The following is a 22525-nucleotide window of genomic DNA, read 5'->3' on the forward strand; positions in this document are numbered from 1 at the left end:
CAGCCGCGGTGCGAAGTCGATCAGGTTCTGCTGCCACGCGTCCCAGCCGTGCGGGCCGGTCACGTGGCCTGTAGGTAGTCGAACCCCAGACCGCTGCTGCGCGTGCGCCGCGCGGTCTGCTTGTGCACGCCCACCCAGGTGACGACCCGGCCGTCGTACCACCGGGTGCGCTGGAACCTCTGGCTCACCGCGACGCCGCTGCGCGGCACCTCCTCCTCGTGCAGGAAGTACGGTCGTGGCGGCGCGGCGTCCAGGCCCTCGCGCAGCAGCACCGTGCGCGGCCGGACCCGCACCGGGGCCGGCGCGGGATCGCCGTCCAGGATGCGCGGCATCGCGGCCCGCTGCAGCTGGATCTCCCGGTTGTCGCCGTCGACGTGCACCGGAATGAACGGGATCCAGTTCTCCGGCACGCTGCCCATGACCCGGTACCGAATCGGCGCCTGCGGGTCGCCCGCCGGGGGCACCACGGTGCCGTCGGCGATCGCGGCGTCGAGGATGCGGCGGTGGAAGACGAGCGTCTCGCGGGCGAGTTCCTCGCCGGGCCGGCTGCCGCCGGTCGCCAACGGCACCCGCGTCTCGACTCCCCACACCATGTTCGCCATCTCGTCGCGGATCAGGCACACCTCCTCCAGGGGTCTGCCCTCCTGGATCTTCGGGACGGTCGGCAGCAACACCAGGTCGTCGGTGCCGTTGGTGAACATCGACCAGCGCTGCCACTGGTCGCCGGCGCCGGACCCGCTCGGTTCGATCCAGAACCGTTCCCCGAACACGTTGGTCACCGCGAGCCCGGCGACGTGCGCGATGCTGCCCGCGGGCAGCGACTGCGGCACGAGGTACCAGTCGTTGGCGTACACCAGGCCGAACTCCATGAACAGCAGCTTCGCGAGGTCGGTCGTGTCCGGGCGGATGTCGCCGAAGTTGGTCTTCCGGTCCTCGAATGCCCACCAGCGGGTGTTCGGCATGCCGTCGAAGACCACCTGGACCGGGATGAACGAGGTCGTGGTCGGCTCGGGCGGCCCGGGGGTCGGCGGGTCGCCGGGGATGGACAGCGGCGGCGCGGCCGGGGCGGCATCGACGTTGTACCAGTCCAGCCGGCCCTGGTAATACTGCTCGGCCAGGTAGACCCGCTCGCCGTCGGGAGTCGGCGCGGACACCGCGAACTGGTATTCGAGGCGGTCGGGCTGCCAGGCGTCGCCGGTCGGCGGCTGGTAGAACAGCGTGTCGGCCCAGCGGCGGAACCGGTCGGCCAGCTCGTCGACCACGGTGAAGTCCGCCGCGTCGATCGACGTGCCGTCGTAGGCGTGGTGTGCCGCGTCCGCGCGCAGGTAGTCGTACAGCAGGTAGCCGTCCATGACCCGGCCGGCCAGCGCGGCCACCTGCTGCCAGACCTCCGGGTGGGCGACGATCAGGGCGTCCGCCGGGTCGTCCGGGTCGGGGTGGTCGACCGGATAACCGTCGATGAACTCGTCGTCGAAGTCGCCCACCGCCCGGACGAGCTTGAGCCAGCGCCGGCCGAGGAGCAGCCGCAGGTCGAGCGAGAGGACCGCGCCGCCCGCCAGGTACGGCACCGGACGGGCCTCGACCTGCGCCTCCAGCGGAACCGTGGTCAGGAACTCCCGCGCATCGTGGTCCCCGGCCCGGTATTTGGTGAGCCGGGTGGTGGCGACGTGCGCCTGGGCGAAGACCGGCGATCCGGCATCGTCGCCGAACAGCTCGCCGAGCTGCCACTGCCGGGCAAGCATCCACAGCGGATCGCGCACCTCGGCGCGCAGCGCGCGGTCGAAGTCGGCCAGCCGCGGCCGGCCTTCCAGCCGGTTCCAGCGCGTCACGGTCGGCAGGATCCGCTCGTCCAGCGCGGCGCGCATGTTCTCGATCTCAGCCATCGCCGCCCTCCAGAACCGCCGTCAGGTCGTTGTTCAGCGCCAGATTGAGCATCATGGTGATCGGGTAGCGGGTCACCGCAGACAGGGTCGCGGGCAGCAGCGCCGCATACTCGGTCGTGTCCAGCCGGCTGGGCTCCACCGCCCGCAACCGGGCCTCGACGAACACCTCGCGTACGCCGTCGACCAGGTCCTCCCACTGCCACGACTCGGCCGGCTGCGGGCTGGTGACCAGCAGCAGCACCTGCGGCGGCTCCGAGTTGGGCCGGTCGTAGTGGAAGGTGAGCCCGGTGGTCTCCGCCGGCCGGGGAATGACCTCGGTCCACTCGTCGAGCAGCAGCGCGCACTGGCGTGCCGCCGGGTCGTACGGTCGCGCGTGGTGCGCGGTGTAGAGCAGCCGCTCGCCGTCGAAGGCGTAGTCGGCCGGATGGTCGAGGCCCAGCCAGCGGTCGTCGGCGTGGTAGGGCAGCTGGATCGGGGTCAGTTCGGGCTCGGCCTTCCGGAAGGCGCCGGTCAGCGCCACCACGAGCTCCCACGCGCGGGCGGGCTCGCGGACCCGGGCGACGCCGGCGAACCAGTCGTCCACTGGCTGGTCGAGCTCGAGCCCGGCCGGTGCCGGGTCGGTGAGGTAGGACAGCAGCAGCGCGCGATCCGCGTAGGCCTTCGCCAGCTCGCTCGCCTGCCCGGCCGAGGCGGTGAACTCCCAGACCATCCGGAAGTCGTCGCCCAGCAGCACCTTCGCCGCATCGAGATGGAGCTGGGCCGCTGTCCGGCCGGAGCTGCCGGCCGCCTGGTCGAGCAGGGCCTGCGCACCGTCTGCCCGGCTGGTGATGCCGTCCGCCAGCAGGGTGATCCGGGCGTGCAGCTCACCGGCGAACCGGATCACCTCATTCTCGATCGCCGAAAGATCAAGACCAATGCTTTCGTACGCGGCCAGCGGCTGAACGGCCGCCACCCGCTGCAGCAGCGCGGCGAGTTCGGGCGTGCCCGGCTCGGTGGTGATGGCGTTGAGGTCGTCGAGTTTGCCGGCGAACGCCTGGCGGGCCGTGGCGAGCGCGACCAGGTAGGCGGCCGTGGTGGCGGGCAGCGGAACGGTGGCCGTGGTGGCGATCTCCGCCTCGGCGGCGCGCAGGATGGCGAACCGCTCGTCGTCGGAACCGGCGAGCGGCAGCTGCACGGTGGTCAGGTCGTCATACCGGGCGAGCCGATCCCGCCAGCGCTCCACGACCGTGCCGACGGCCGCGAGGACCTCGGCGAACCGGGCGGCCTTCCAGTCGTACGCGAAGCCGGAACCGGCACCCGGGACGGCGTAGAACCCGGCCGCCGAGTAGAGCGGGAGCAGCCGGTCGAGCCAGCCGTCGATGCCGTCGAGAAGGTCGGCGCGATGAGTGACCGGGTCGGACAGCAACGCGGCGAGGTCCGCGGCGAGCGTGGTCAGGTCGTCTCCCGCACCGGCGGCCGTCACCAGCGCACGCAGGCCGGCCAGCGGCCCGGTGAGCCGGACCGGGTCGACGACGATGCCGTCCGGCTGGTCGGCCGAGGTCTCGTTCGGCAGCGAGATGTCGGCCGCGGTCAGCGGGCGGGCGGCGAGCAGGAGCGTACGCAGCGGCGCGATCAGCGCCCCGACCTCGAAGAACGAGTAGGCGGGCCGGCCCACGACGCGTGCCGTGTGGTCGACCTGGACGGCCGTGTCCCACCGAGCCGGCACGGTTGCCAGCACGTGCTGCACAACGAGGTCGTCGAGGCCGGTCATCGCCTGGTCGGACTGCGGGTTGAGGGTGTGGAGCAGGTCGATCGGCTGCAGACCGAGGTCGGCCTGGGTCACCTCGACGGTCCGGGTGACCCCGTCGGTGGCGTCGACGTAGGTCGCGGTGCAGAGAACGTCGGCCGGGGCCGGCAGATGCTCGTCGAGCCAGGCGTTCACTGCGGGCTCCACCCGGGAGCGCGGCGTGACCGGCACCGCGTTCGGCGACACGTCCGGGTCGAGACCCGCCACCAGGTGCAGGCCCATCCGATGGGTGAGGTGGATGCCGCTGCGGGGGTTGGCGACCACCGCCGGCTCGGGTGGGAAGTCTCCGTGGCTGTAGGCGTCGAGGGTGGACGCGACCCGGTCGCTGTTGCCGAGCACGGTCTGGAAGACGCCCTCGGCGAGCGCCAGGTCGGCAACCGCGTCGTTGAGGTCCCGGATCTTGGCGACCTCGTCGTTGAGCACGGCGGCCTCGGCGGCGGTGGCCGATGGCAGCGTGGCCCCGAACGGGTACGTTGTCGCGCCGGTGCGGTTGATCTGGTCGACCAGCGCGAACCCGTCGACCACGTTGCGCGCCTCGACCAGCGCGATGTCGTCGGCGTCGTCCGACACGGTGTCGGTGAGATGGTCCGCGACCAGCGGGAAAGCCTTGCGCAGCGGATAGATGAACCGGTCCACCTCGGCGTCGGCGTGCCGGTCGTGCAGCCCGCGTTCCAGCTGATAGCCGAGCAGCGCGCCGAGTTGCTGCCCGGCCCGGATCCCCTCGATCGCACCGAGCGCGGCGCGCACCCGCTCGGCGGAGAGGTTCACCGCCAGGGTTCCGGGGTTGCCCGGTGCGGCGTTGGCCAGGAACCCGTTGCGCAGGATCGCGGCCGTGGTGGCCTGGTTCATGGACGGCGCCTGGATGAAGCCGCCGTTGGTGCTGTCCCGCACCAGCGGCGGCCGCACCGGGCCCGGCGGATTGAAGATCGCATCGAGGTCCGGCGGCAGCTCGACCTCGGTCAGCACCTTGCCCTCCGGGCGCACGCCGCTGAGCCAGCCGAACGCGCCCAGGTGCAGGCCGGTCCGGACGCTCTGCTCGTCTCGGCCGCCGTAGCGGATCGCCGCGAGCTGGTAATTCACCAGGCCGCTCCGCCAGGCGTCCAGGCGGTAGGTGCACAGGTCGACGTGTTCGCCGAAGGCCCGTCCGAGCCGCGCGGTCGGTGCGTCGGCGAGTTCCTCCAGCGCCGCGAGCTGCGCGTCGAGGTGCCGGGTGGCGGACCGCTCGCCGAGGTTGCGGCTGATGTAGTCCATCACGAGCAGGTCGTCGCTGCCGGTGATCCGGCTGGCCGGCCGGTAGAGGAACTCGTAGCGGCTTTCGCTGCGCTGGTCGAACCGCACCGGCTTGCCGGAGGTGGACAGCGTGGGCTCCGGGGCCGGCCGGGCCCGTTCGGCCAGGCCGCCGGGCGAGGCGACGTGCACGAAGCTCGGGTCCAGCCGGGCCACCGCCAGCTGGTCGGCGGACAGCACGCCGGCCTCCTCGTACAGGCGGAGCGAGGCGTCCCAGTAACCCAGTTCGACGGCGTGCCGCAGCATCAGGAAGAGCAGCGCGGTCGGCGGCTTGCCGGCGGTGAACCCCTCCTGCCGGCGCACCGCGTCGAGGGACTCCCGGGCCGCGTCGATCAGCCAGCGCAGATAGTTGCGGCCGTCGTCGGTGGAGGGCCGCACCGGAACGGTCTCCGACACCGGCGGGTCGTCGACGACCGTACCCATGAGTTTGTTCGCGTCGTCGAGGAAGAACTTCTCCAGCAGTTCGGGGATCTCGGTGCCGTCGTGGCCGAGCCGGCCGAGCACTGACATGCCGGTGGCCTGGTAGTTCACCGCGACCAGGGCGGCGATCAGCTGTCCGAGGAAGCCGTCCAGCCGCATCCGGTTGGTGAGCTCCTCGAGGCTCTCCGCGAAGCGCTGGTGGAACTCGACCGAGGAGCCGTGCAGCCCGACGATGTCGAGCAGCAACTGATGCGGATCGCCCGGGGAGTCCACCGTCGGCACCGCGGCGACCAGCGGTTCCCAGTCCTCGCGGACCTGCGCCAGCAAACGTTCCAGCCGGGCCACGAAGGCGCCGGCTCCGGGCGGCGGGTCGAGCACCGCGGCGGGCGGCACCTCGGCCAGGGAGATCCGGCTGAGGGCCGTGGTCGGCAGGATCCCGTACGGCTGGTCGCCGATCCGGATGGCCGGCACCGTGCCGCGGCCGACCACGAGGTGGGTGAAGAACCAGCGGACCAGCTCGACGGTGTGGGCGCCGAGCAGCGGCCGGAGCATCGTCTCGAGGAAGTATCCCCAGGTCGCAGGCCACAGGGCGATGTTCATGGCGCGCGCTTCGACCTGGTCGCGGCCCCGGGCGCCGCTCGTCCGGTCGAAGGTGGCCAGGTCGACGCCGAGCATCTCGGCGAGCCACTGCCCGTCTGGCCGGGTCAGCCAGTCGTCGCTCCGGGCGAGCGGCGGCAGGCCGCCCAGCACCAGGTCGTAGCTCTCGTCCGGGTCTTCCCGCGCCGAGAACGACGAGCCGGCCTGCTCGACGTTGTTGGTGGCCGAGCCTTGCGGAAGCACGCTGAAACCGGCCGTGCCGTCGCGATGATGAGCGAACAGCTCCTCGACGCCCGCCTTGCACGCAGCCGGGTCGGCCGCCATCCGTACGCCCAGGACCAGCAGCTCGTCGAAGCCCGGTGCGACGTCCACGTCGTCAGCGGTGATCCGGAAGCCCATCCCGATCCGGACCGCCTCCTCGAAGTCGGCCAGCCAGCGGATCGGCTCGCCGAGCACGATCTCGCCGTCCGCGGAACTGGTTTGATCGGCACCGGCGGCGAGCGGGTCGACGCCGGTGGCCAGCGGGTGCGGTATCAGGGCGCCGAGCTTGTCGACGACCTTGACCCCGGAGCGGTACGCCAGCAGCACGAACCGCTCCGGCAGCAACCGCACCGTCGGCGGGTGCGACCAGGGCATCCGCTGCGCGTCGGCGGCCGAGCGGTCGGGCAGTTCCAGGAAACCGGCCTCGACCCGGACCTTGGCGCGGTCGGCTCCCGCGATCGGCTGCGCCGCGAGGTTCCGCGGCACGGTCCCCGCGCGCAGCTCGGCCGCCCGGCCCGCACCCACCGCGTCGTCCAGCGCCGTGTCGGCAGCCTGCCGGGCGGCCGGGTCGGCGCCGGCCCGCCAGACGGCGGCCCAGTAGGCGGCGACGGCGGGTTGTTCGGCGGCCGGCACCGAGGGCAGCGCGACGATCACGAGGAACACGTCGCTCGGGTCCGTACGGACCGGGAAGGTCGCATCGGCCGGCGGGGCGTGCTGTCCGAGCAGCCAGGCCGCCCGGCCGTGTCCCGAGGCGGCGGCGAAGGCCTGCCACGCGCCGCGGCGCAGCGACTCGTCCCCGCCGGCCGCGAACCAGTCGACCCAGAACCGATCCGTCGCCATCAGCTCCGGCTCGGCGGGGGTGTCCTCGAACGAGTCGATCAGGCAGTCGTCCGGATAGACCCGCACCAGCAGTTCGTCGGCGCCGCCGGCCTTCGTGAACCGGGTCTCCAGGCGCAGCGGGAACATCAGGAACGGCAGGTCGGCCGCCCGCACGCCGAGGTTCTCCCGCGGGTCGGTGAACGCCGCGAACGCCGCGGTCAGCTCGGCGACCGTCGCGCTCGCCTGCTCCCGGAGCACCTGCTGCTCGGCGATGGCGGTGTCGAGCTCGGCTGCCCGGCCGCGCAGGGCCGCGGCCAGCTCGCGGTCCGCGGCGCGGCTCTCGTCGAACGACCGTTGCAGTCGCAGCCGCTGAGTGGCGACCCGGGCACGCGCCTCGGTCGCCCGGAAGAGCCGCGCCTCGCATTCCGCCAGCCGCGCGCGGGCCGCGGTCAGCCGTCCGCCGATGTCGTCGATCTGGCTCATCGCCGGCTCACCCCGGAAGCATTCTGGTCGCGTGCACGGCCACCAGGACCGGCACCTGGTACATGACGTAGGCCAGCTCGGCGGCGGAGACGTCCTCGTGCCAGCCGACCTGCACGTCCTCGGCGTGCTGCGCCTGCTGTTCGGGCGTGGACGAGCCGGGCGGCGGCACCAGGACGACCGCCGGCGCCGGCGCCGGTCGCAGGAAGTCGCCCGCCACGCCGCCGGGCAGCACGTCCGCCCACGACAGGTCGTTCCAGTAGCTTTTCGGCGCCCCGCCGTCCTGCTCGATGTCGAAACCGAAGCGCGGCTCGCCGGGGCGTTCCTTGATCACGAAGAACCAGCCCGGATCGTCCGGGTCCGCCTCGGTCTCGCCGGCTGCCTCCGCGGTGGTCAGGTCGAAGCCGAAGAAGTAGATGTCCGGGTCGACCTTCGCCTCGTACAGCGGCGTCTTGACCTTGCTGAGGGGCGGGTCCGCCTCCTCGGCGGCGCTGAGCGTGACCAGCCGGCGCGGCTGCGACCGGTCGATCGCTCCGGCGTCGTCGACCGTCCACTCGGCCCGGTGCGCGTAGATCACCGCGGTCGGATACTTCTTGAGCAGCTCGCCGCGCACGACCAGGACGACCTCCTGCCGGGCCGGGTCGGACGGCGCGCGGTTGTCGTGGTCGCCCAGGTGTGACGTCGTCGGCCACTCGTGCAGCGGTGGGATGTCGCGCAGGCTCTCGCGTTGGGCCTCCGGGTCGCCGCCGTCCGGGCGGTACCGGCCGCCGGCGTCCCAGAACTGCCGGAAGTAGCTGCCGCGCTGGTCGGTCAGGTATTCCCGCCAGAGCAGCTCGCGGGCGAACTCGTGGTTGAGCCCGACCAGGTAGGACTCGATGAACCGCTGGTTGGTCTCCAGCAAGGAGATGCTGTTCTGCGCGACCAGGTCGAGGTTCGGCAGCAGCAGCTCGGGGGAGATGGCCGCCAGCGGCGCGTACATCGGGAGGTCGATCCGCGGGTAGGCGAAGACCTGATCGACGGTCTGCAGGTCGCCGGTCATGGCGCCGGTGATCCGGGTCGGCAGCTCGAGCGCGGCGGCGATCCGGCGCGGCACGGTGATCGCCGGGTGCAGTGCCGCCAGCGTGCCGGTCACCATCGTGTCCAGCACGAGCGGGGAGCGCGCCGGTTCCACCGCGACGGCCGCGCTCGACTGCACCAGCCGGTACGCCTCCCGGAGCGCCTGCTTCAGCCGTACGGCCTCGGTCGCATCCGTTCCGCCGGCGGCCGGCTGATCGGTGCTGCCGGCCGGCTGCAGGGTGAAGTCCGGCCGGGCCGGCAGCCGATCCACCGCCTCCGGGGTCTGCCCGGCCGGGCCCACCGCGTCCGCCGCCGCGACCTGCCGGGCCAGCCGGCGCAGGTACCACCCGGCGACGGCCAGGCCGGCGGCGATCAGGATGCCGATCAGCCCGCCGAGGATGCCTCCGGACAGGCCGGCCACCACCGCGATCACGGCCAGCAGCAGGAGCAGCCACAGCAGCCACCGCGAGCGGCGCAGGGCGGCGATGAGCCAGCCGGGCACCGGCGGCAGCAAAGCTCCGGCTACATCATCCACGGTGGACAGATTCGGCGGGGTGACCTTGGGCGGGGCCGGCTGGACCGATCCGTCGTTGATCCGGCCGACCAGCTCGTCCGGCAGCAGGCCGAGCCGCTCCACGGTCCGGCCGCGCGGGCGGAGGATCCGGCGCATCGGCGCGGAGCTCGCCGCCCGCGGCACGATGCTGGTCCGCACCTGGTGCAACCGGGTGGTCCGGCCGCCCTCGATGGTGCCGGAGCGCAGCAGGACGCGGCCGTCGACCGGGGTGGTGAGACCGAGGAACCGCTGCGGGTTGGCGGTGGCGAGGGTCGCCATGGTCTGGTGCCAGGTCCAGCTCACCTGCACCGCGACCTGGGCGAGGCGGATCTCGCGGTTCGCGGCCAGCACGTCGCCGAGCTGTTCCCAGGCGGCGTTCATGTACGCCTCCTGGTTGGCCCGGACCACGTCCGTCCCGAAGCCCGCGGCGGTGCGGAACCGCGGGTCGAGGTTGAGCTCGTGCACCCAGCCGTCGGCATCGGTGAGCAGGCGCGGCGTCTTGGCGTGCCAGCGGCCGTAGATCGGCGGCGTCATCAGCGGATCCGGATCGTCGTCCGCCCGCATCGCGGCGGGCAGGTCCGGGTTCGCCTTCGCGGTCGCCGGATCGATCCGGGCGTAGTCGTCGGCCAGGTTCACGAAGGCGGCCAGCTGCGTCTGGAACGGGTGCGGATGCGGCTCGTCCCAGTTCTCGTAGAGCGCCGCCTTCTCCTGCTCGGCCTCGTCCTGCGCGGCCGCCGGCACCTGCAGGGCGCCGCCGAGACGCAGCACGCCGTGCAGCGCCGGATCGGTGATGCCGGGCAGGTCGCTCCCCGGCGCCTGCACGTCGATGTCTCGCCGGCCGACCCGGACGTCCATCGGCCGGGGCTCGAGCAGCCGCACCAGATATTCGAAGTCGCCCACCGTCCCGGTGCGGAAATACCAGCGGTGGTAGTACGGGTAGGACGTCGCGTCCGGGCGGTCGGCCGGGTTCGGGTACGGGTCCCAGGCCGCGTGCGTGGCGAACGGGGTGCCGGCCGGGTCGGCGCCCAGCCCGGCCAGCCGCCCCGACTCGAAGACCGGCATCAGGAAGGCGTGGTAGGCCGTGTTGGTCTCGAGTAGCCGCGGCGACACGATCCGGGAGTACGCCAGATCCGGGTTGGTGGCCAGGATGGTGGCCAGCCCGTCCAGGACAGGTCCGGAGTTCTCCCCGGCGACGATCGCCTCGCCCGGCACGAGCGGCTGGTTGACGTGGACGTGCGCCCACGCCCACAGGTCGTCCGACGGCGGGAACACCACCGGATCGGCGATGTCCACGAAGGGCAGCGGCCGGCCGGCGATCCCGACGGCGCCGTCGCGGAACTCATCCTCGGCCAGCACCACGAGCGCCAGCCAGGGGCGCAGGCGGCTCTTGTTGTCGGCCTGCGGGGCGGCTGGCGTGTACCGCCACGGGAAGTCCTCGTCGTAGAAATCGATGTAGGGCAGGTAGTTCGGCTCGAAATTGGTGATCCAGTCGCGCGGCTCGACCTTGACGATCGCCCGGGACTCGACGCCGATCACGTCGCCGGGGCCGTACAGCTCGACGTCGCGCTGGATGTCCTGCTGCACGGTCGTGCCCGCCACCACCGGCGTGCCGGTGACCCGCAACTGCACGTCGACGGTGGCCCGGGTGCGGACCGCCGGGTCCAGGTCGGCGGCCTCGACGCTGTTGGCGATGCCCTGCCGGAACCACGGCAGGAACGTGTAGGCGCCGATCTCGGTCATGCCGCCCCCGCCACCTCGGCCATGGGTATGACGTGCGTATTCCCGCGCAGGCCGGGGTCGGCGGCCAGCTGAGCGGCGAGGTGCTCCTCGGCCCGCGCCGCACTCGGGAAGACCGCATCCTCATGGATCGGCGTGTTGTCCACGGTGGAGGCGACGACGAACCCTCCCTTGCCGACGACGATCTTCTCGGCGTACGGATCGAACTGGGTCTTGATGTTCTGTGACAGCGGCGAACGGGCCACGCTCGCGCCGCCGAGGAAGTGGCGGAACAGCACCTGGAGGAACGCGTAGAGCACGATGACGACGCGCGGCCGGTTGCGGTCGAGGATCACCGTCTCGTAGCGGACGTGGCGCTCGACTGCCCGGCCGGTGGCCATGCTCTGATCGGCCGGGGCGAGCTGGAGGCCGGAGCGCTGGTTCTCGAACGCCGGTTTGGACAGCTTCTGCGCGTCGGTGAAGTCCTGGAACTGGGCGATCGCGAAGGGTTCCTCGGCGTCGCCGACGCGGGCGAGGCCGCCCAGTGCCGTCACCTCGAACTTGGTGCCGTCGCTCGGCTTCTGGGTGCCCACCTTGTCCAACGTGATGGACAGCGGCACGTAGCGCTGCGACACGTGCAGCGAGCCGAGCGGGTGCAGCACGAGGGCGTCGCTGTCCGGCAGCGGGCGCAGCGTCACCAGGACGGTGCTGGCGCCGGGCGCGATCGCCTTCCAGTTCCCCGGGTTGGCCAGCTCGGCCGCGAGCGGTGGCAGGACCGCGATCGGCGGGAGCCCGCTGTCCTGCTGTTCGCCCCAGGTGAAGTCGAAGTTCGCCTTGATCGAGAAGAACAGCAGGCTGAGCTTGCCGTACCCCTTGGCATGCCAGGGCGTCGGCCCTTCCAGGCTCAGCTTGAGGGAGATGCCGAACAGCCCGAGGCCGAAGACCTTGAGCTCGACACCCGCTGAGATCTCGAGGACGAAGTAGAAGGGGTTGAACTGGAACAGCGCGTCGAAGCCGAAGTGACCGGACACGCTGACCTCGTCGAGCCCGAAGAAGAGTTCGACGCTTGCCCCGAGCTGCACGGTGTTCGAGGTCACCGCGAAGTAGCCGCTGACCCGGATGCGGCCCCAGGATTCGTCGAGGATGCTGAACGCCAGCCGGCGCGGGCTCGGGAACGGCAGCGGCGGCGGGCTGAACTGCGGATGGAAGCCACCGACGGACAGCACGAAGTTGGCGTCCGAGCCCCAGGCGACCAGCAGGCCCATCTCGCCTTCCAGGGTGATGAACACGACCCGCGACTCGTACAGGGCGGCGAAGAACCAGAGGCGTTGCTTGTCGAACTCGATGGCGCCGATCAGGTTGACCTGCAACCGCAGGACCGAGGCCTCCTCGGTCGGCAGCACCACCCGCAGGACGCCCACGATCGCGACGTTGCCCGGGATCTCGATGATGATGCCGATGCTCGCGGTGATCAGCGGCGGGGTGCCCCAGCCCAGCTTGACCATCGGGCCGATCAGGAAGGTGCCCTCGTGCGCGGGGAAGAACCGGCGCAGGTCGCTGATGATCCGGGGCGCGTTCTCGACGACGTTCTCGGGGAACATCACGGAGGTGATCGCGCCGCTGCGCACGCCCTCGGCCAGGGCGTCCAGGTTCATCGACCGGTTGAGGCCGAGCAGCCCGCCGACCCCGACCAGGACGAACCCGAAGCCCAGCTGGAACGGCGTGCCGAACTGCGCCGTGATGATCATCAGCAGCGAGAAGCCCGGGGTGCCGTCGGGGTTCTTCGTGGTGATGATGCCGACGGCGGTCAACGTGAGGAAGCCGCTGAACACCAGCTCCAGGGCGCCGGCGTACTCGCCGCGCTCGGCGTCGATGTAGAGGTAACCGCCGCCCTTCACCACGCCGGCGTCGACCGCGAGGCCGATGCCGTTCGGCGGCTTGAAGCCGAGGGCGAGGTCGAACGGCCCGAAGGCGGCGTCGGCGCCGGTGGCGAACCGGAGATCCAGCTGCGCGCCGATCCGGTCGACCGCGGCCGACAGCGGGCCGATCGTCCCGGTGAGAGCGGCCGAGGTCTCCCATGCCAGGGTGCCGTCGGCGAGGATCCGCAGCGCCAGATAGACCGTCTCCAGGGTGACCGGTCCGAGGTTCTTGTGGATCGGTAACGCGATCTCGATCCCGCCGCTGGCGGTGACCCGCATGCCGAGGTCGCCGCTCCACTCCAGCCCGAGGTCGAACTCGCCCTGGACGTCGGCGCCGGACAACAGCGAGCCGATGAAGCTGTCCGCGTCGTCGCTGCCCAGCTTGAGGCTCAGTTTGGTGAGGTTGGCGAACAGCAGCGGATTGATGGTGGCGGCGCCGTCGGCGGGGTTCCAGGCGGCCTCGAGCCCCACGCCGAGGCCCAGGTTGTCCACCGACATGGTGACCAGGCCGTTGCCGGCGACCAGGTCGAACGGGCGCGCGTCGAGCCGCCGCTCGAGGAAGAGCCGAACCTCCCCGCCGATCTCGGCCGGCGGTATCAGCCGCACGTTCAGCGGTGGGCTGATCGCCCCGCGGATCTGGCCGAGCAGCCGCATTGAGGCCTGGAAGACGATGTCCCAGCCGTCGAACACGTCGAACCGCTCGTCGAGCGCGGCCCCGAGGCGGCCGAGGAACAGCAGAGTCAGCCCGGGCGGGACAGTGGCCGGGTCGCGCTGCAACCGGAAGGCGCCCAGCTGCAGGAAGGGCTCGCCGCCGTCGAGACCGGCCGACACGTCGGACTCGTCCGGGAACAGGTCGGTGATCAGGGTGAACAGGTCGAGGGGATCGAAATCCGCCGCGCCCCAGCCGAGCGTGTCCCGCAGGTGCGCCTCCGGTTCGTTGACCAGGCCCTGGAACCGGTCCAGCTGAAGCCGCCGGCGCACGTGGCGCTGGCTGAGCGGGTTGGCCGGGTCGGCGTGCGACTCGCTCCAGTCCAGCAGCCCCAGCAGCCGCAGGATCAGGCCCAGCGTCGGGGTCTCGTCGGTGATGGCCGCGCCGATGGCGTAGTCGGCCATCACCTTGGCCAAGCCGGCCGCGAAGTCCTCGGCGCCGGCGCGCTCGGCCGGATCGGGCACCGTGGCCGGGGTGATCGCCGCCCGCACACTGGTCACCAGGTCGGCCAGGGCCACGGCGAACTCGCCGAGTGCGGCGCCCAGGCGTACGAACGCGGCCGGCATCGCCGTCTCGTCGCCGGCCGTCGCGGACGCGGCGAGGGCGTCGCTGCGGTCGCGGAGCACGACGCTCTTGGCGGCGCACTGCTCGGCCCTCGACGCCACGGCCGGGTCGCCGAGAACGGCGGGCGGCAGGGTGAGCCCGAGTTGCTCGGTGTCGAGGTCGGCGAAGAGCGCGTCGGCGCTGCCGAGGGCGCGACCGAGCCAGGCCGCCAGCCGGATGATCTGGGCGGTCTCGTCGGCCATGACGCCTCCTCGTGGCTTACGGCGGGACGTTGTCGAAGCTGTCCTTGACATCCAGCCGGCCACTGCCGGCCTCCTGGGGCGTGACCGGCGGCGCGGTGCGCGCCTGCCCCCGCAGGGTGGCCAGCGCGTCGGCGACGGTGAGGGCCGGCTTCTTCTGCAGCATCAGGGCCACCGCGCCGGCCACGTGCGGCGTCGCCATGCTGGTCCCGTTCTTCGGGGTGGTGAGCGCCGGACCCCACGGCGCGGCCGACCGGCTCTTCGCCGCGTCGACCGACTTGCCGGGCGCGGCGAGGTCGGGCTTGTCCGGCTGCACCACCGGAAGCGCCCCGTGGGCGGCCAGCAGACCCCGGGACGAGAACGTGGTGATGGGCACGGTCGGTTGGGTCTCCGCGTCGTAGGCCGCCACGGTGATGGTGTTGCCGGCGCCGCCGGGGTCACCGACCAGCGCCTCGTCCTCGACGTGGACCTCCGGCGGCTGCCCGGCGTCGGCCAGCTTCATGCCCTCCCTGCGCCCGCTGCGGCACCACAGGTGGACCGTCATCGGGCCGGAGGAGGTCAGCCGCAGGGTGTAGGCACCCAGCACATGGCGGTTGAGATGCGGCTCGATCAGGAACTCGAACTCGTTGCGTACCACGCTTCCCGCGCCGCTGCGCAGAACCTGGGTCTCGGTGGCGTTGGTCAGTTGCCAGTCCCGGCCCAGATGGGTGCCGGTGACGCGCACCGCGCCCAGCGCCGGCCCGGCGACGAACGGCACGGTGGCCGGAAACCGGATCGCGCCGGTGAGGGTCGCCCCGCCCGACTGGTACCAGACGGCAGCCCCGGCGCTGCGGGTGCCGGGCACGTTGGCGCAGGCCCGGTATTCCAGCTTCTTCGCGCCGCGGTCGTCGAACAGCTCGAGCGGCACGTCGACGGTCGCCGCCGCCGGGAAGACGATGCGGGCATGCTGCCGCTTGCCGCCGGCGTTTCCGGCAGCGATCACGCAGACCTTGCCGGTGAGCGCCGGATCGAAGGTGTGGGTGAGGAAGTCCTCGCGATCGGTGAAGCCGTCGTGCGGTCCGGCGTCGGAGCCGAGGCTCATGCTGATCACCAGGGGCCTGCCCAGGTCGTCGGCGACCTTGAACAGGTAGTCGACCGCGTCCCGGAAGATCTGGTCGAACGGCAGCGGTGCGAACGGCGGGACCGGGCTGTCGGGATGGTGCTGCAGATCGAGGAGCTTGACCATGATGATGTCGGCCTCGGGCGCCACCCCCACGAACGTGAACGCGTCGCGCCCGTCCCCGGCGGCGATCGAGGCGCAGTGGGTGCCGTGCCCGACACAGTCCACATGCCGGACCGCCGGCGCACCCACCACGCCCCGGAGCCGGTCGTTGATGTGCGTGTCCCGGTATTCGACGCCGTAGTCCGGCGCCCCGGCCAGGCCCGCGCCCAGCGGTGTCTTCTCGCCGCCGACCACCTCCAGGCCCGGGTCCCAGATCCGCAGGATCCGGGTCGTCGGCGGAGCGGTCGAGCTGAGGAAGAACCTGTGCCCCCAGTCGATCCCGGTGTCGACGACCCCCACCAGGACGCCCTTGCCGGTGGTGCCGGTGAAGACACCACCGGCCAGCGTCCAGACCGCGTTGGCGCGGACGTCCGGAACGCTCAGGTCCAGGCTCGGCGCCATCGGCTCGCCGAACCGCAGGGAGATCACCTGGTCGCTGCCGACCAGCGCGTCGACCGCTCCCAGGTCGATCGTTCCGGTGGCCCGGCCCGGCCCCTCCTCGGCGATCGGCGTGAAGCCCAGAGGAACGATTGTGGCCAGGTCGCCGTCGTACTGGAGGGTCACGTTGAGCAGGCCGTCGTCCGGAACCGGGAGCTCGGAGCGGAACCGGCCGGCCGGCGCACCGGAGAGCCGGCGCTGGTAGGCCCAGTGGATCCGGCGCAGCGCGCTGTCGAACTTGTCCTCAAGTCCATGCATCCCGGTCCCCGCCAACGATCGGTTCTCGTGGCGACCAGCATCGCAGCAGGCTCACCCGCCAGGGCGCCAGAGTCGTCGATCCGTCTCTGGACACCTCCCTTGTCCCGTCGGTCCGGTGCGGACACATCGTTGTCGGCACTCAGGGAGGTAGCGGTGACGGCCTCCACCTCGAAGCGGTCACCATCCCGGTCGCCGACACCCTTCGAAGACACCTGGCCGTGCGCGGTCTTCGGCTGCCGCGGCCCTTGCTTCATACCCCTGGGGGGTATATGTTCGGCGTCGGAGGTGGTTGAAATGCCGACCCGGAGTGAACGCGACAACACCCGTCAACACGGCCACGAGCACCACGCGGCGGCCACGGCTCTCGACCATGCGGGCGCCCACGACAACGTCCATCAGACGACAGCCGGACACGACCATCACGCTCGCGGGCCCAGTGCCGAAGCCCATGGCGGTCATGGGCACGAAGGCCATGACAAGCACGCCGGTCACGACCCGGAGATCTTTCGCCGCAAGTTCTGGCTCAGCCTCGCCCTGACCGTCCCGATCGTGCTGACCAGCCACATGATCATGGACTGGTTCGGCTACAGCCTCGACTTCCCCGGTATGGCCTGGGTCGGCCCGGTTCTGGGTACCGTCGTGTTCTTCTACGGCGGCTGGCCGTTTCTGGCCGGCGCGGTCAGCGAGGTCCGCGACCGGGCGCCGGGCATGATGATGCTGATCTCGATGGCGATCACGGTCGCCTACACGGCATCGCTGGCCACCGGTCTCGGCCTTTTCGACCTGGATTTCTGGTGGGAACTGGCGGCGCTGGTGACCATCATGCTGCTCGGGCACTGGCAGGAGATGAAGGCGATCGGCCAGGCGCAGGGAGCCCTGTCCGCGCTGGCGGCGCTGCTGCCCGACGACGCCGAACGCCTTGTGAGCGGCGGCGGTGTCGAGCGGGTGCAGGTCGCCGATCTGGCCGTCGGTGACACCGTGCTGGTGCGTTCCGGTGCCCGGGTGCCGGCGGACGGCCGGATCGTCGATGGCGCCGCCGAACTCGACGAGTCGATGATCACCGGTGAGTCGAGGCCGGTGCCGCGTGGTGAGGGGGACCGGGTGGTCGCCGGGACGGTCGCGACCGACTCGGCGATCCGCGTCGAGGTCGAGGCGGTGGGGGAGAACACTGCTCTGGCGGGCATCGGCAGGCTGGTCGCGCAGGCCCAGGCCGCCGGCGGCCGGGCGCAGGTGCTGGCGGACCGGTTCGCGGCGATGCTGTTCTACATCGCCTCGGCGGCCGCGGTGGTGACGTTCCTGGTCTGGTGGCTGCTCGGCGATCTGGACCAGGCGGTTGTCCGGACGGTGACGGTCCTGGTGATTGCGTGCCCGCACGCGCTCGGCCTGGCGATTCCGCTGGTGATCGCCCTGTCGACGGCGTTGTCGGCCAAGGCGGGCATCCTGGTCAAGGACCGGCTGGCGCTGGAGCGGATGCGCACCATCGACACGGTGCTGTTCGACAAGACCGGCACTTTGACCAAGGGCGCGCACACCGTGACCGGCACCGCCGCCGCCGACGGGTTCACCGACGACGACGTGCTGCGCATCGCCGGCGCGGTGGAAGCCGACAGCGAACACCCGCTCGCCCGGGCGTTGACCGCCGTCGCCCACGAACGAGGCCTGCACGCCGACGCGACCGGGTTCCGGTCGCTGACCGGGCGCGGCGTCCAGGCGAGCGTCGACGGACACACGTACGCCGTCGGTGGACCGGCTCTACTGCGCGAATTCGACGCCGTTGTCCCTGGTGGCTTGCAGGAGCCAGCCAGGCAGTGGGCGGCGCGGGGTGCGGCGGTGCTGCATCTGCTGCGCTTGCACGACGACGGTGGTGCGACCGAGGTGATCGGCGAGTTCGCGTTGGAGGACGAGGTGCGCCCGGAGGCCCGGCAGGCCATCGAGCAGTTGCGCCGTGCCGGAATCGGCAAGATCGTGATGATCACCGGGGATGCCCGGCCGGTGGCCGAGGCCGTCGCCGCTGACCTGGGCTTCCGCGCCGGTGTCGACGAGGTGTTCGCCGAGGTCCTGCCGGCGGACAAGGACCGTACGGTCGCCGAGCTCCAGGCCCGCGGCCTGCGGGTCGCGATGGTCGGTGACGGTGTCAACGACGCCCCGGCGCTGGCGCGGGCCGACGTCGGTCTGGCGATCGGGGCGGGTACGGACGTGGCCATCGAGTCGGCGGGTGTCGTGCTGGCCTCCTCCGACCCGCGGGCGGTGACCTGCGTGATCCGGCTGTCGAAGGCGTCCTACCGCAAGATGATCCAGAACCTGGCGTGGGCGGCCGGCTACAACATCGTCGCCATTCCGCTCGCCGCCGGTGTGCTGGCCTGGGCCGGGATCACGTTGAGCCCGGCGGTCGGCGCGGTGCTGATGAGCGCCTCGACGATTGTGGTCGCGCTCAACGCCCAGTTGCTGCGCCGGGTGAACCTGGTCCCGCAGCAGCAGTGAGCACCGGGCTCGGCCCCGGCCGTTCGACGGTCACCAGCAACGCCGAACTCGACCTCGACCAGGTCACCACCTCCAGTACCACCTACCGGCGCGATCCGGCCGCCGGATCCCTGTCGGAGAGGATCAGCGAGCGCTCCTACCTCGGCGACAACGGCGGCACCCGGTACGAGAGCAGCAGCACGGCGCGCGTCAACGCACTCGACCAACTTCACGAGACCCGCCATGAAGCCCCCCCGGCGACATCGTCCGGCTGAGCATCGCCGTCCTCGTCGACCAAGCCGCCGCGGCGAACATCGACCTGGCTCAGCTCCGTGAACTGGTCGCCGTGGCCGCCGGCATCGACGCCGGCCGCGGCGGCAGCCGACCCGCAAGAGCTGCTCCGTGCGTCACTACACCACCAGCGCACCCCGGTCCGGGCTACGGCCGTACCGATCCTCACTGCACCCGACGAGGGCAGGCGGCAGCAACGCGCGATCGGGCCGGTCGACGCGGATCGGGCCGCGCAGCAGCTGCGGGAATGGATCGGGCCCGGCCGGTGACGACGGGCGACCGGCTCAGGCATCTCCGGACTGCACCCGCAGGTCAGGACTTCACGAGCCGGGCTATCGCCGCGCTCGCCTCCTTGATCTTCGCGTCCACGTCACCTTCGGCTGCGGCATGGACCACGCAATGGCGCAGATGGTCCTCGAGCAGGCCGACGGCGACCGCGTGCAGGGCACTCTTGGCCGCCGAGATCTGGGTCAGGATGTCGATGCAGTAGGTGTCCTCGTCGACCATGCGCTGCAGCCCGCGGATCTGCCCCTCGACCCGCTTCAGCCGAGCCATCAGCGCCTGTTTCTCGGCCGAATACCCGTGCGGCCCGGCCGGTTTCGCCTCACTCATGCCGTGCAAGATACCCGGCACCGGTATCAACCCGTCTCGGCTACGGAAACGCCCTGGGCAGTGCCGCGCCCGCCCAGGTGACGTGGCGGGAGAGCGGACAGCATGCCCTCCCGCCACGGCCGCGGTGACGTCTTCGGTCAGCGCACCAGCTGATAGCCGGCTGTGGCGACGGCCGCAGCCACGCTGTCATCGTCGAGCGCCGCGGCGCTGGTCACCGTGACCGCTTGGCGTCGGCGTCGGGTCCGCCGTCTCTCGCCGCGTCGACGACGCAGTGCGCGAGATGGTCGTCGAGCAGCCCGAGTGCCACGGTCTGCAGTGCGTACTGCATCGACATCCTCACGCCAACGCTGTGACGCGGAAGTCAATCGACGGACTCCCTTGACCTCGTATACCCCAGGGGGGTAACAATGGCGCCGCAAGCACATACCCCCTGGGGGTACTAAGGAGGTTCGGTCATGTCCCGCAGTCCGCACCGGTGGTGGGCGCTCGCGCTCATCGCCCTTGCCCAATTCATGGTCATCATGGACACCTCGATCATCGGCGTCGCCCTGCCGAAGATGCAGAACGACCTCGGCTTCACCCCGAGCAATCTGTCCTGGGTCTTCAACGCCTACGTCGTCGCCTTCGGCGGCCTGCTGCTGCTCGGCGGCCGCCTGTCCGACCTGTACGGCGCCCGCCGCATCTTCGCCACCGGCTGGGCCGTCCTGCTCGCCGGGTCCGCTGCCGCCGGGCTGGCCGGCACCGTCGAACTCGAACTCGCCGCCCGCGCCGTACAGGGCGCCGGGTCCGCCCTGATCGCCCCGTCCGCGCTGACCCTGCTGATGATGCTCTTCGGTGACCGGCCCGCCGAACTCACCAAAGCCCTCGCCCTGTACGGGGCGGCCGCACCGGCCGGCGGCACCGCCGGAGTGTTCCTCGGCGGCGTCATCACCGAGTACGTCAGCTGGCCGTGGGTGTTCTACCTCAACATCCCGATCGCCGTTCTGGCCCTGATCGCCACCCCGGCGCTCATGCCCGCCGGCGGCAACCGGCCCGGCAGCCTCGACCTGGCCGGCGCCCTTACTGTTACCGGTGGACTGGCCGCGGCCGTCTACGCGATCGTTCGCGCCCCGGAGGCCGGCTGGAACTCCGCCTCGACCTGGCTCATGCTCGCCGGATCCGCGATCCTGCTTGCCGCGTTCCTGATCATTCAGGCGCGTCGTCGTCAGCCGCTGATCCGGTTGGGCATCTTCGCCGGCCGGAACCTCACGGCGGCGAACCTCGCCCAGCTGCTGCTCGGCGCGGCATGGATTCCGATGTGGTTCTTCCTCAACCTCTACCTGCAGCAGGTCCTCGGCTTCAGCGCCTTCCCCAGCGGCGCCGCACTGCTACCGATGACCGTTCTCATCATGGTCGGCATGATCGTCCTCGCTCCGCGGGTCATCGGACGGTTCGGCACGAAGACCACCCTGGTCGCGGGTCTCGCTGTTCTGGCGGCCGGTCTGGGCTGGCTCGCTCTGATCCGCCCGACCGGCAGCTACCTGACCGACGTGCTGCCCGCCTCCCTGGTCGCCGCCCTCGGTATGGCGCTGGCCTTCATCCCGTCGCTGGGCACCGCGCTGTCCAGCGCCCGCCCGGAGGAAGGCGGCCTCGCCTCCGGCATCGTCAACACCAGCTACCAGATCGGCTCCGCCCTCGGCCTGGCCGCCATGACCGCCCTCGCCGCAGCCCACGGCGCAGACGCCCTGGGCGAGCCGGCTGCCCTCACCAGCGGCTACTCGGCAGCGTTGTTCGGTGCCGCCGGCATCGCCCTGGCGGCCGCCATCCTCGCCGTCATCACCCTCACCAACGGCAACAACACCCCCGCCACCGCGCCGACCGAAAACGCGCCGGCCACCCGATGACCACCGGGTGCTGTCCCAGCGCTCCGCCGGAACCCGACCGGCTCCGGCGGAGCACCGGGCCCACCCCGGCCCCACCCGCCTACCCGCCACGAGAAGAGGCGATCAACATGCCCACGCTCCTGACCGACAGCAGCACTGACCTGACCCACGCCACCGCTTCCAGCAGCAGAACAAGACGAGCCGCCCGCGCCGGACCATGGGCACTACCGGCCTACGGACTGCTACTCGGCGACCAGCCACCCGACCGGCAGTTCGATCCGGAGCACGCCGTCACCCTGCCCCCGGCCTGTCAGCTGCTCCACCCGGTCCGCGGCACCGATGTGCAACTCCCACAGGCGCCCCTCGCTGCGCCGCCGATAGCACCGCCGCAGATTCGGCGACCAATGCCCAGCTGGAAGCCGGCAGCCGACTCATCGCCTGCCGCGCGTCGCCGGTCGGATCCACACCGCCGAGTGTCAGCTCGCCGGCCCGCAATGGCTCGCCGAGGGCGGTCTCGACCAGCTCAGGACGGGTCCGGAAATGCCCGTACACCGTCATCCGCCCCACCCCGGCCGCCTTGGCGGTGTCCTCCATGGTCGCGTCCGGCTCGCGGCGGAGGCATTCCAGGGCGGCGGACACGATGCGCGTGACGCTGACGCTCGGCGTCAGCGCGCCGCCGCGCAGTTCGACATCGGCCCGACCGCGCAGATCGAGGCCATCGCACCCCTGGCCACCGGATCGCGCAAGATAGCGGTCGCCCGGATCGCCGGACGTTGCGGCGGTGCGCCTCCGCTCCCGCTGTGACATCTGCTGCGCTGCCAGGCGCGGGAGAAAGCCGGCCGCCGTGAAGATCCGTCCGCGGTCGTGCTGGACGCGCCCGGGGCCGACCTCGACTCGCAGGCCGGGCATCCCGCATCGGCAGCCTCCGGCCCGACCGTGCGTCCCTCGCCACGCACGGGCCGGAACCGCAAGGCAGCGAGGTCGGGGAGCAGCCGACCAGCGTAACGGAGGCCACGGTGCCCGCCCGGCGCGTGTTGGCGCATACAGGTCGGCG

Annotated in this window: 11 protein-coding genes; 3 read left to right on the forward strand and 8 right to left on the reverse strand. The window is 71.6% G+C overall.

Translation table 11 applies throughout. The annotated features are described in order from the left end of the window. Positions 1-59: 59 nt before the first annotated feature. From C8E87_RS43865 to C8E87_RS27905, 5 genes are read right to left on the reverse strand one after another with little or no spacing between them, the layout of a single operon-like run. A complete protein-coding gene (locus C8E87_RS43865; protein WP_166661258.1) occupies positions 60-1883 on the reverse strand; it encodes a hypothetical protein in 1824 nt (607 codons plus the stop codon). Beyond that, complete coding sequence (locus C8E87_RS27890) at positions 1876-7536, reverse strand: hypothetical protein (RefSeq protein ID WP_133875831.1); 5661 nt, start codon at positions 7534-7536, stop codon at positions 1876-1878. The genes C8E87_RS43865 and C8E87_RS27890 overlap by 8 nt, the downstream gene beginning before the upstream one ends. 7 nt (positions 7537-7543) lie before the next feature. Beyond that, positions 7544-10882, reverse strand: a complete 3339-nt coding sequence (locus C8E87_RS27895) for a hypothetical protein (protein WP_133875832.1) — start codon at positions 10880-10882, stop codon at positions 7544-7546. Further along, entirely contained in the window at positions 10879-14292 is a 3414-nt protein-coding gene (locus C8E87_RS27900) for a DUF6603 domain-containing protein (protein WP_133875833.1), read from the reverse strand. Before C8E87_RS27900 ends, C8E87_RS27895 begins: the two co-directional genes overlap by 4 nt. 16 nt (positions 14293-14308) lie before the next feature. Further along, positions 14309-16246 carry a S8 family serine peptidase gene (locus tag C8E87_RS27905; RefSeq protein ID WP_133875834.1) on the reverse strand — a complete coding sequence of 646 codons (1938 nt, stop codon included), beginning with the start codon at positions 16244-16246 and terminating at the stop codon, positions 14309-14311. A 294-nt stretch (positions 16247-16540) separates the two neighbouring features. Here C8E87_RS27905 and C8E87_RS27910 point away from each other — a divergent pair, with 294 nt between their 5' ends. After that, positions 16541-18727, forward strand: a complete 2187-nt coding sequence (locus tag C8E87_RS27910) for a heavy metal translocating P-type ATPase (protein ID WP_203720746.1) — start codon at positions 16541-16543, stop codon at positions 18725-18727. Next, positions 18724-18981, forward strand: a complete 258-nt coding sequence (locus C8E87_RS27915) for a flagellar M-ring protein FliF C-terminal domain-containing protein (protein WP_133875835.1) — start codon at positions 18724-18726, stop codon at positions 18979-18981. The genes C8E87_RS27910 and C8E87_RS27915 overlap by 4 nt, the downstream gene beginning before the upstream one ends. Positions 18982-19309: 328 nt before the next feature. Here the strand turns inward: C8E87_RS27915 and C8E87_RS27925 are convergent, their stop codons facing one another. Together C8E87_RS27925 and C8E87_RS47100 are read right to left on the reverse strand one after the other, a co-directional pair. Beyond that, positions 19310-19609 carry a metal-sensitive transcriptional regulator gene (locus C8E87_RS27925; protein WP_122980656.1) on the reverse strand — a complete coding sequence of 100 codons (300 nt, stop codon included), beginning with the start codon at positions 19607-19609 and terminating at the stop codon, positions 19310-19312. Positions 19610-19820: 211 nt separating this feature from the next. Further along, on the reverse strand, positions 19821-19937 hold the full coding sequence (locus tag C8E87_RS47100; RefSeq protein WP_498368244.1) for a metal-sensitive transcriptional regulator: 117 nt from the start codon (positions 19935-19937) through the stop codon (positions 19821-19823). A 127-nt stretch (positions 19938-20064) separates the two neighbouring features. Here C8E87_RS47100 and C8E87_RS27935 point away from each other — a divergent pair, with 127 nt between their 5' ends. Next, positions 20065-21492, forward strand: coding sequence for an MFS transporter (locus C8E87_RS27935; RefSeq protein ID WP_133875836.1), 1428 nt, complete (start codon positions 20065-20067; stop codon positions 21490-21492). Between the two features lie 270 nt (positions 21493-21762). On the opposite strand, the gene C8E87_RS27940 is transcribed toward C8E87_RS27935, so the two are convergent. Next, positions 21763-22380 carry a TetR/AcrR family transcriptional regulator gene (locus C8E87_RS27940; RefSeq protein ID WP_203720731.1) on the reverse strand — a complete coding sequence of 206 codons (618 nt, stop codon included), beginning with the start codon at positions 22378-22380 and terminating at the stop codon, positions 21763-21765. Between the last annotated feature and the right edge of the window lie 145 nt (positions 22381-22525).

The organism is Paractinoplanes brasiliensis (assembly GCF_004362215.1).
In the GTDB taxonomy this organism is placed as follows: Bacteria; Actinomycetota; Actinomycetes; order Mycobacteriales; family Micromonosporaceae; genus Actinoplanes; species Actinoplanes brasiliensis.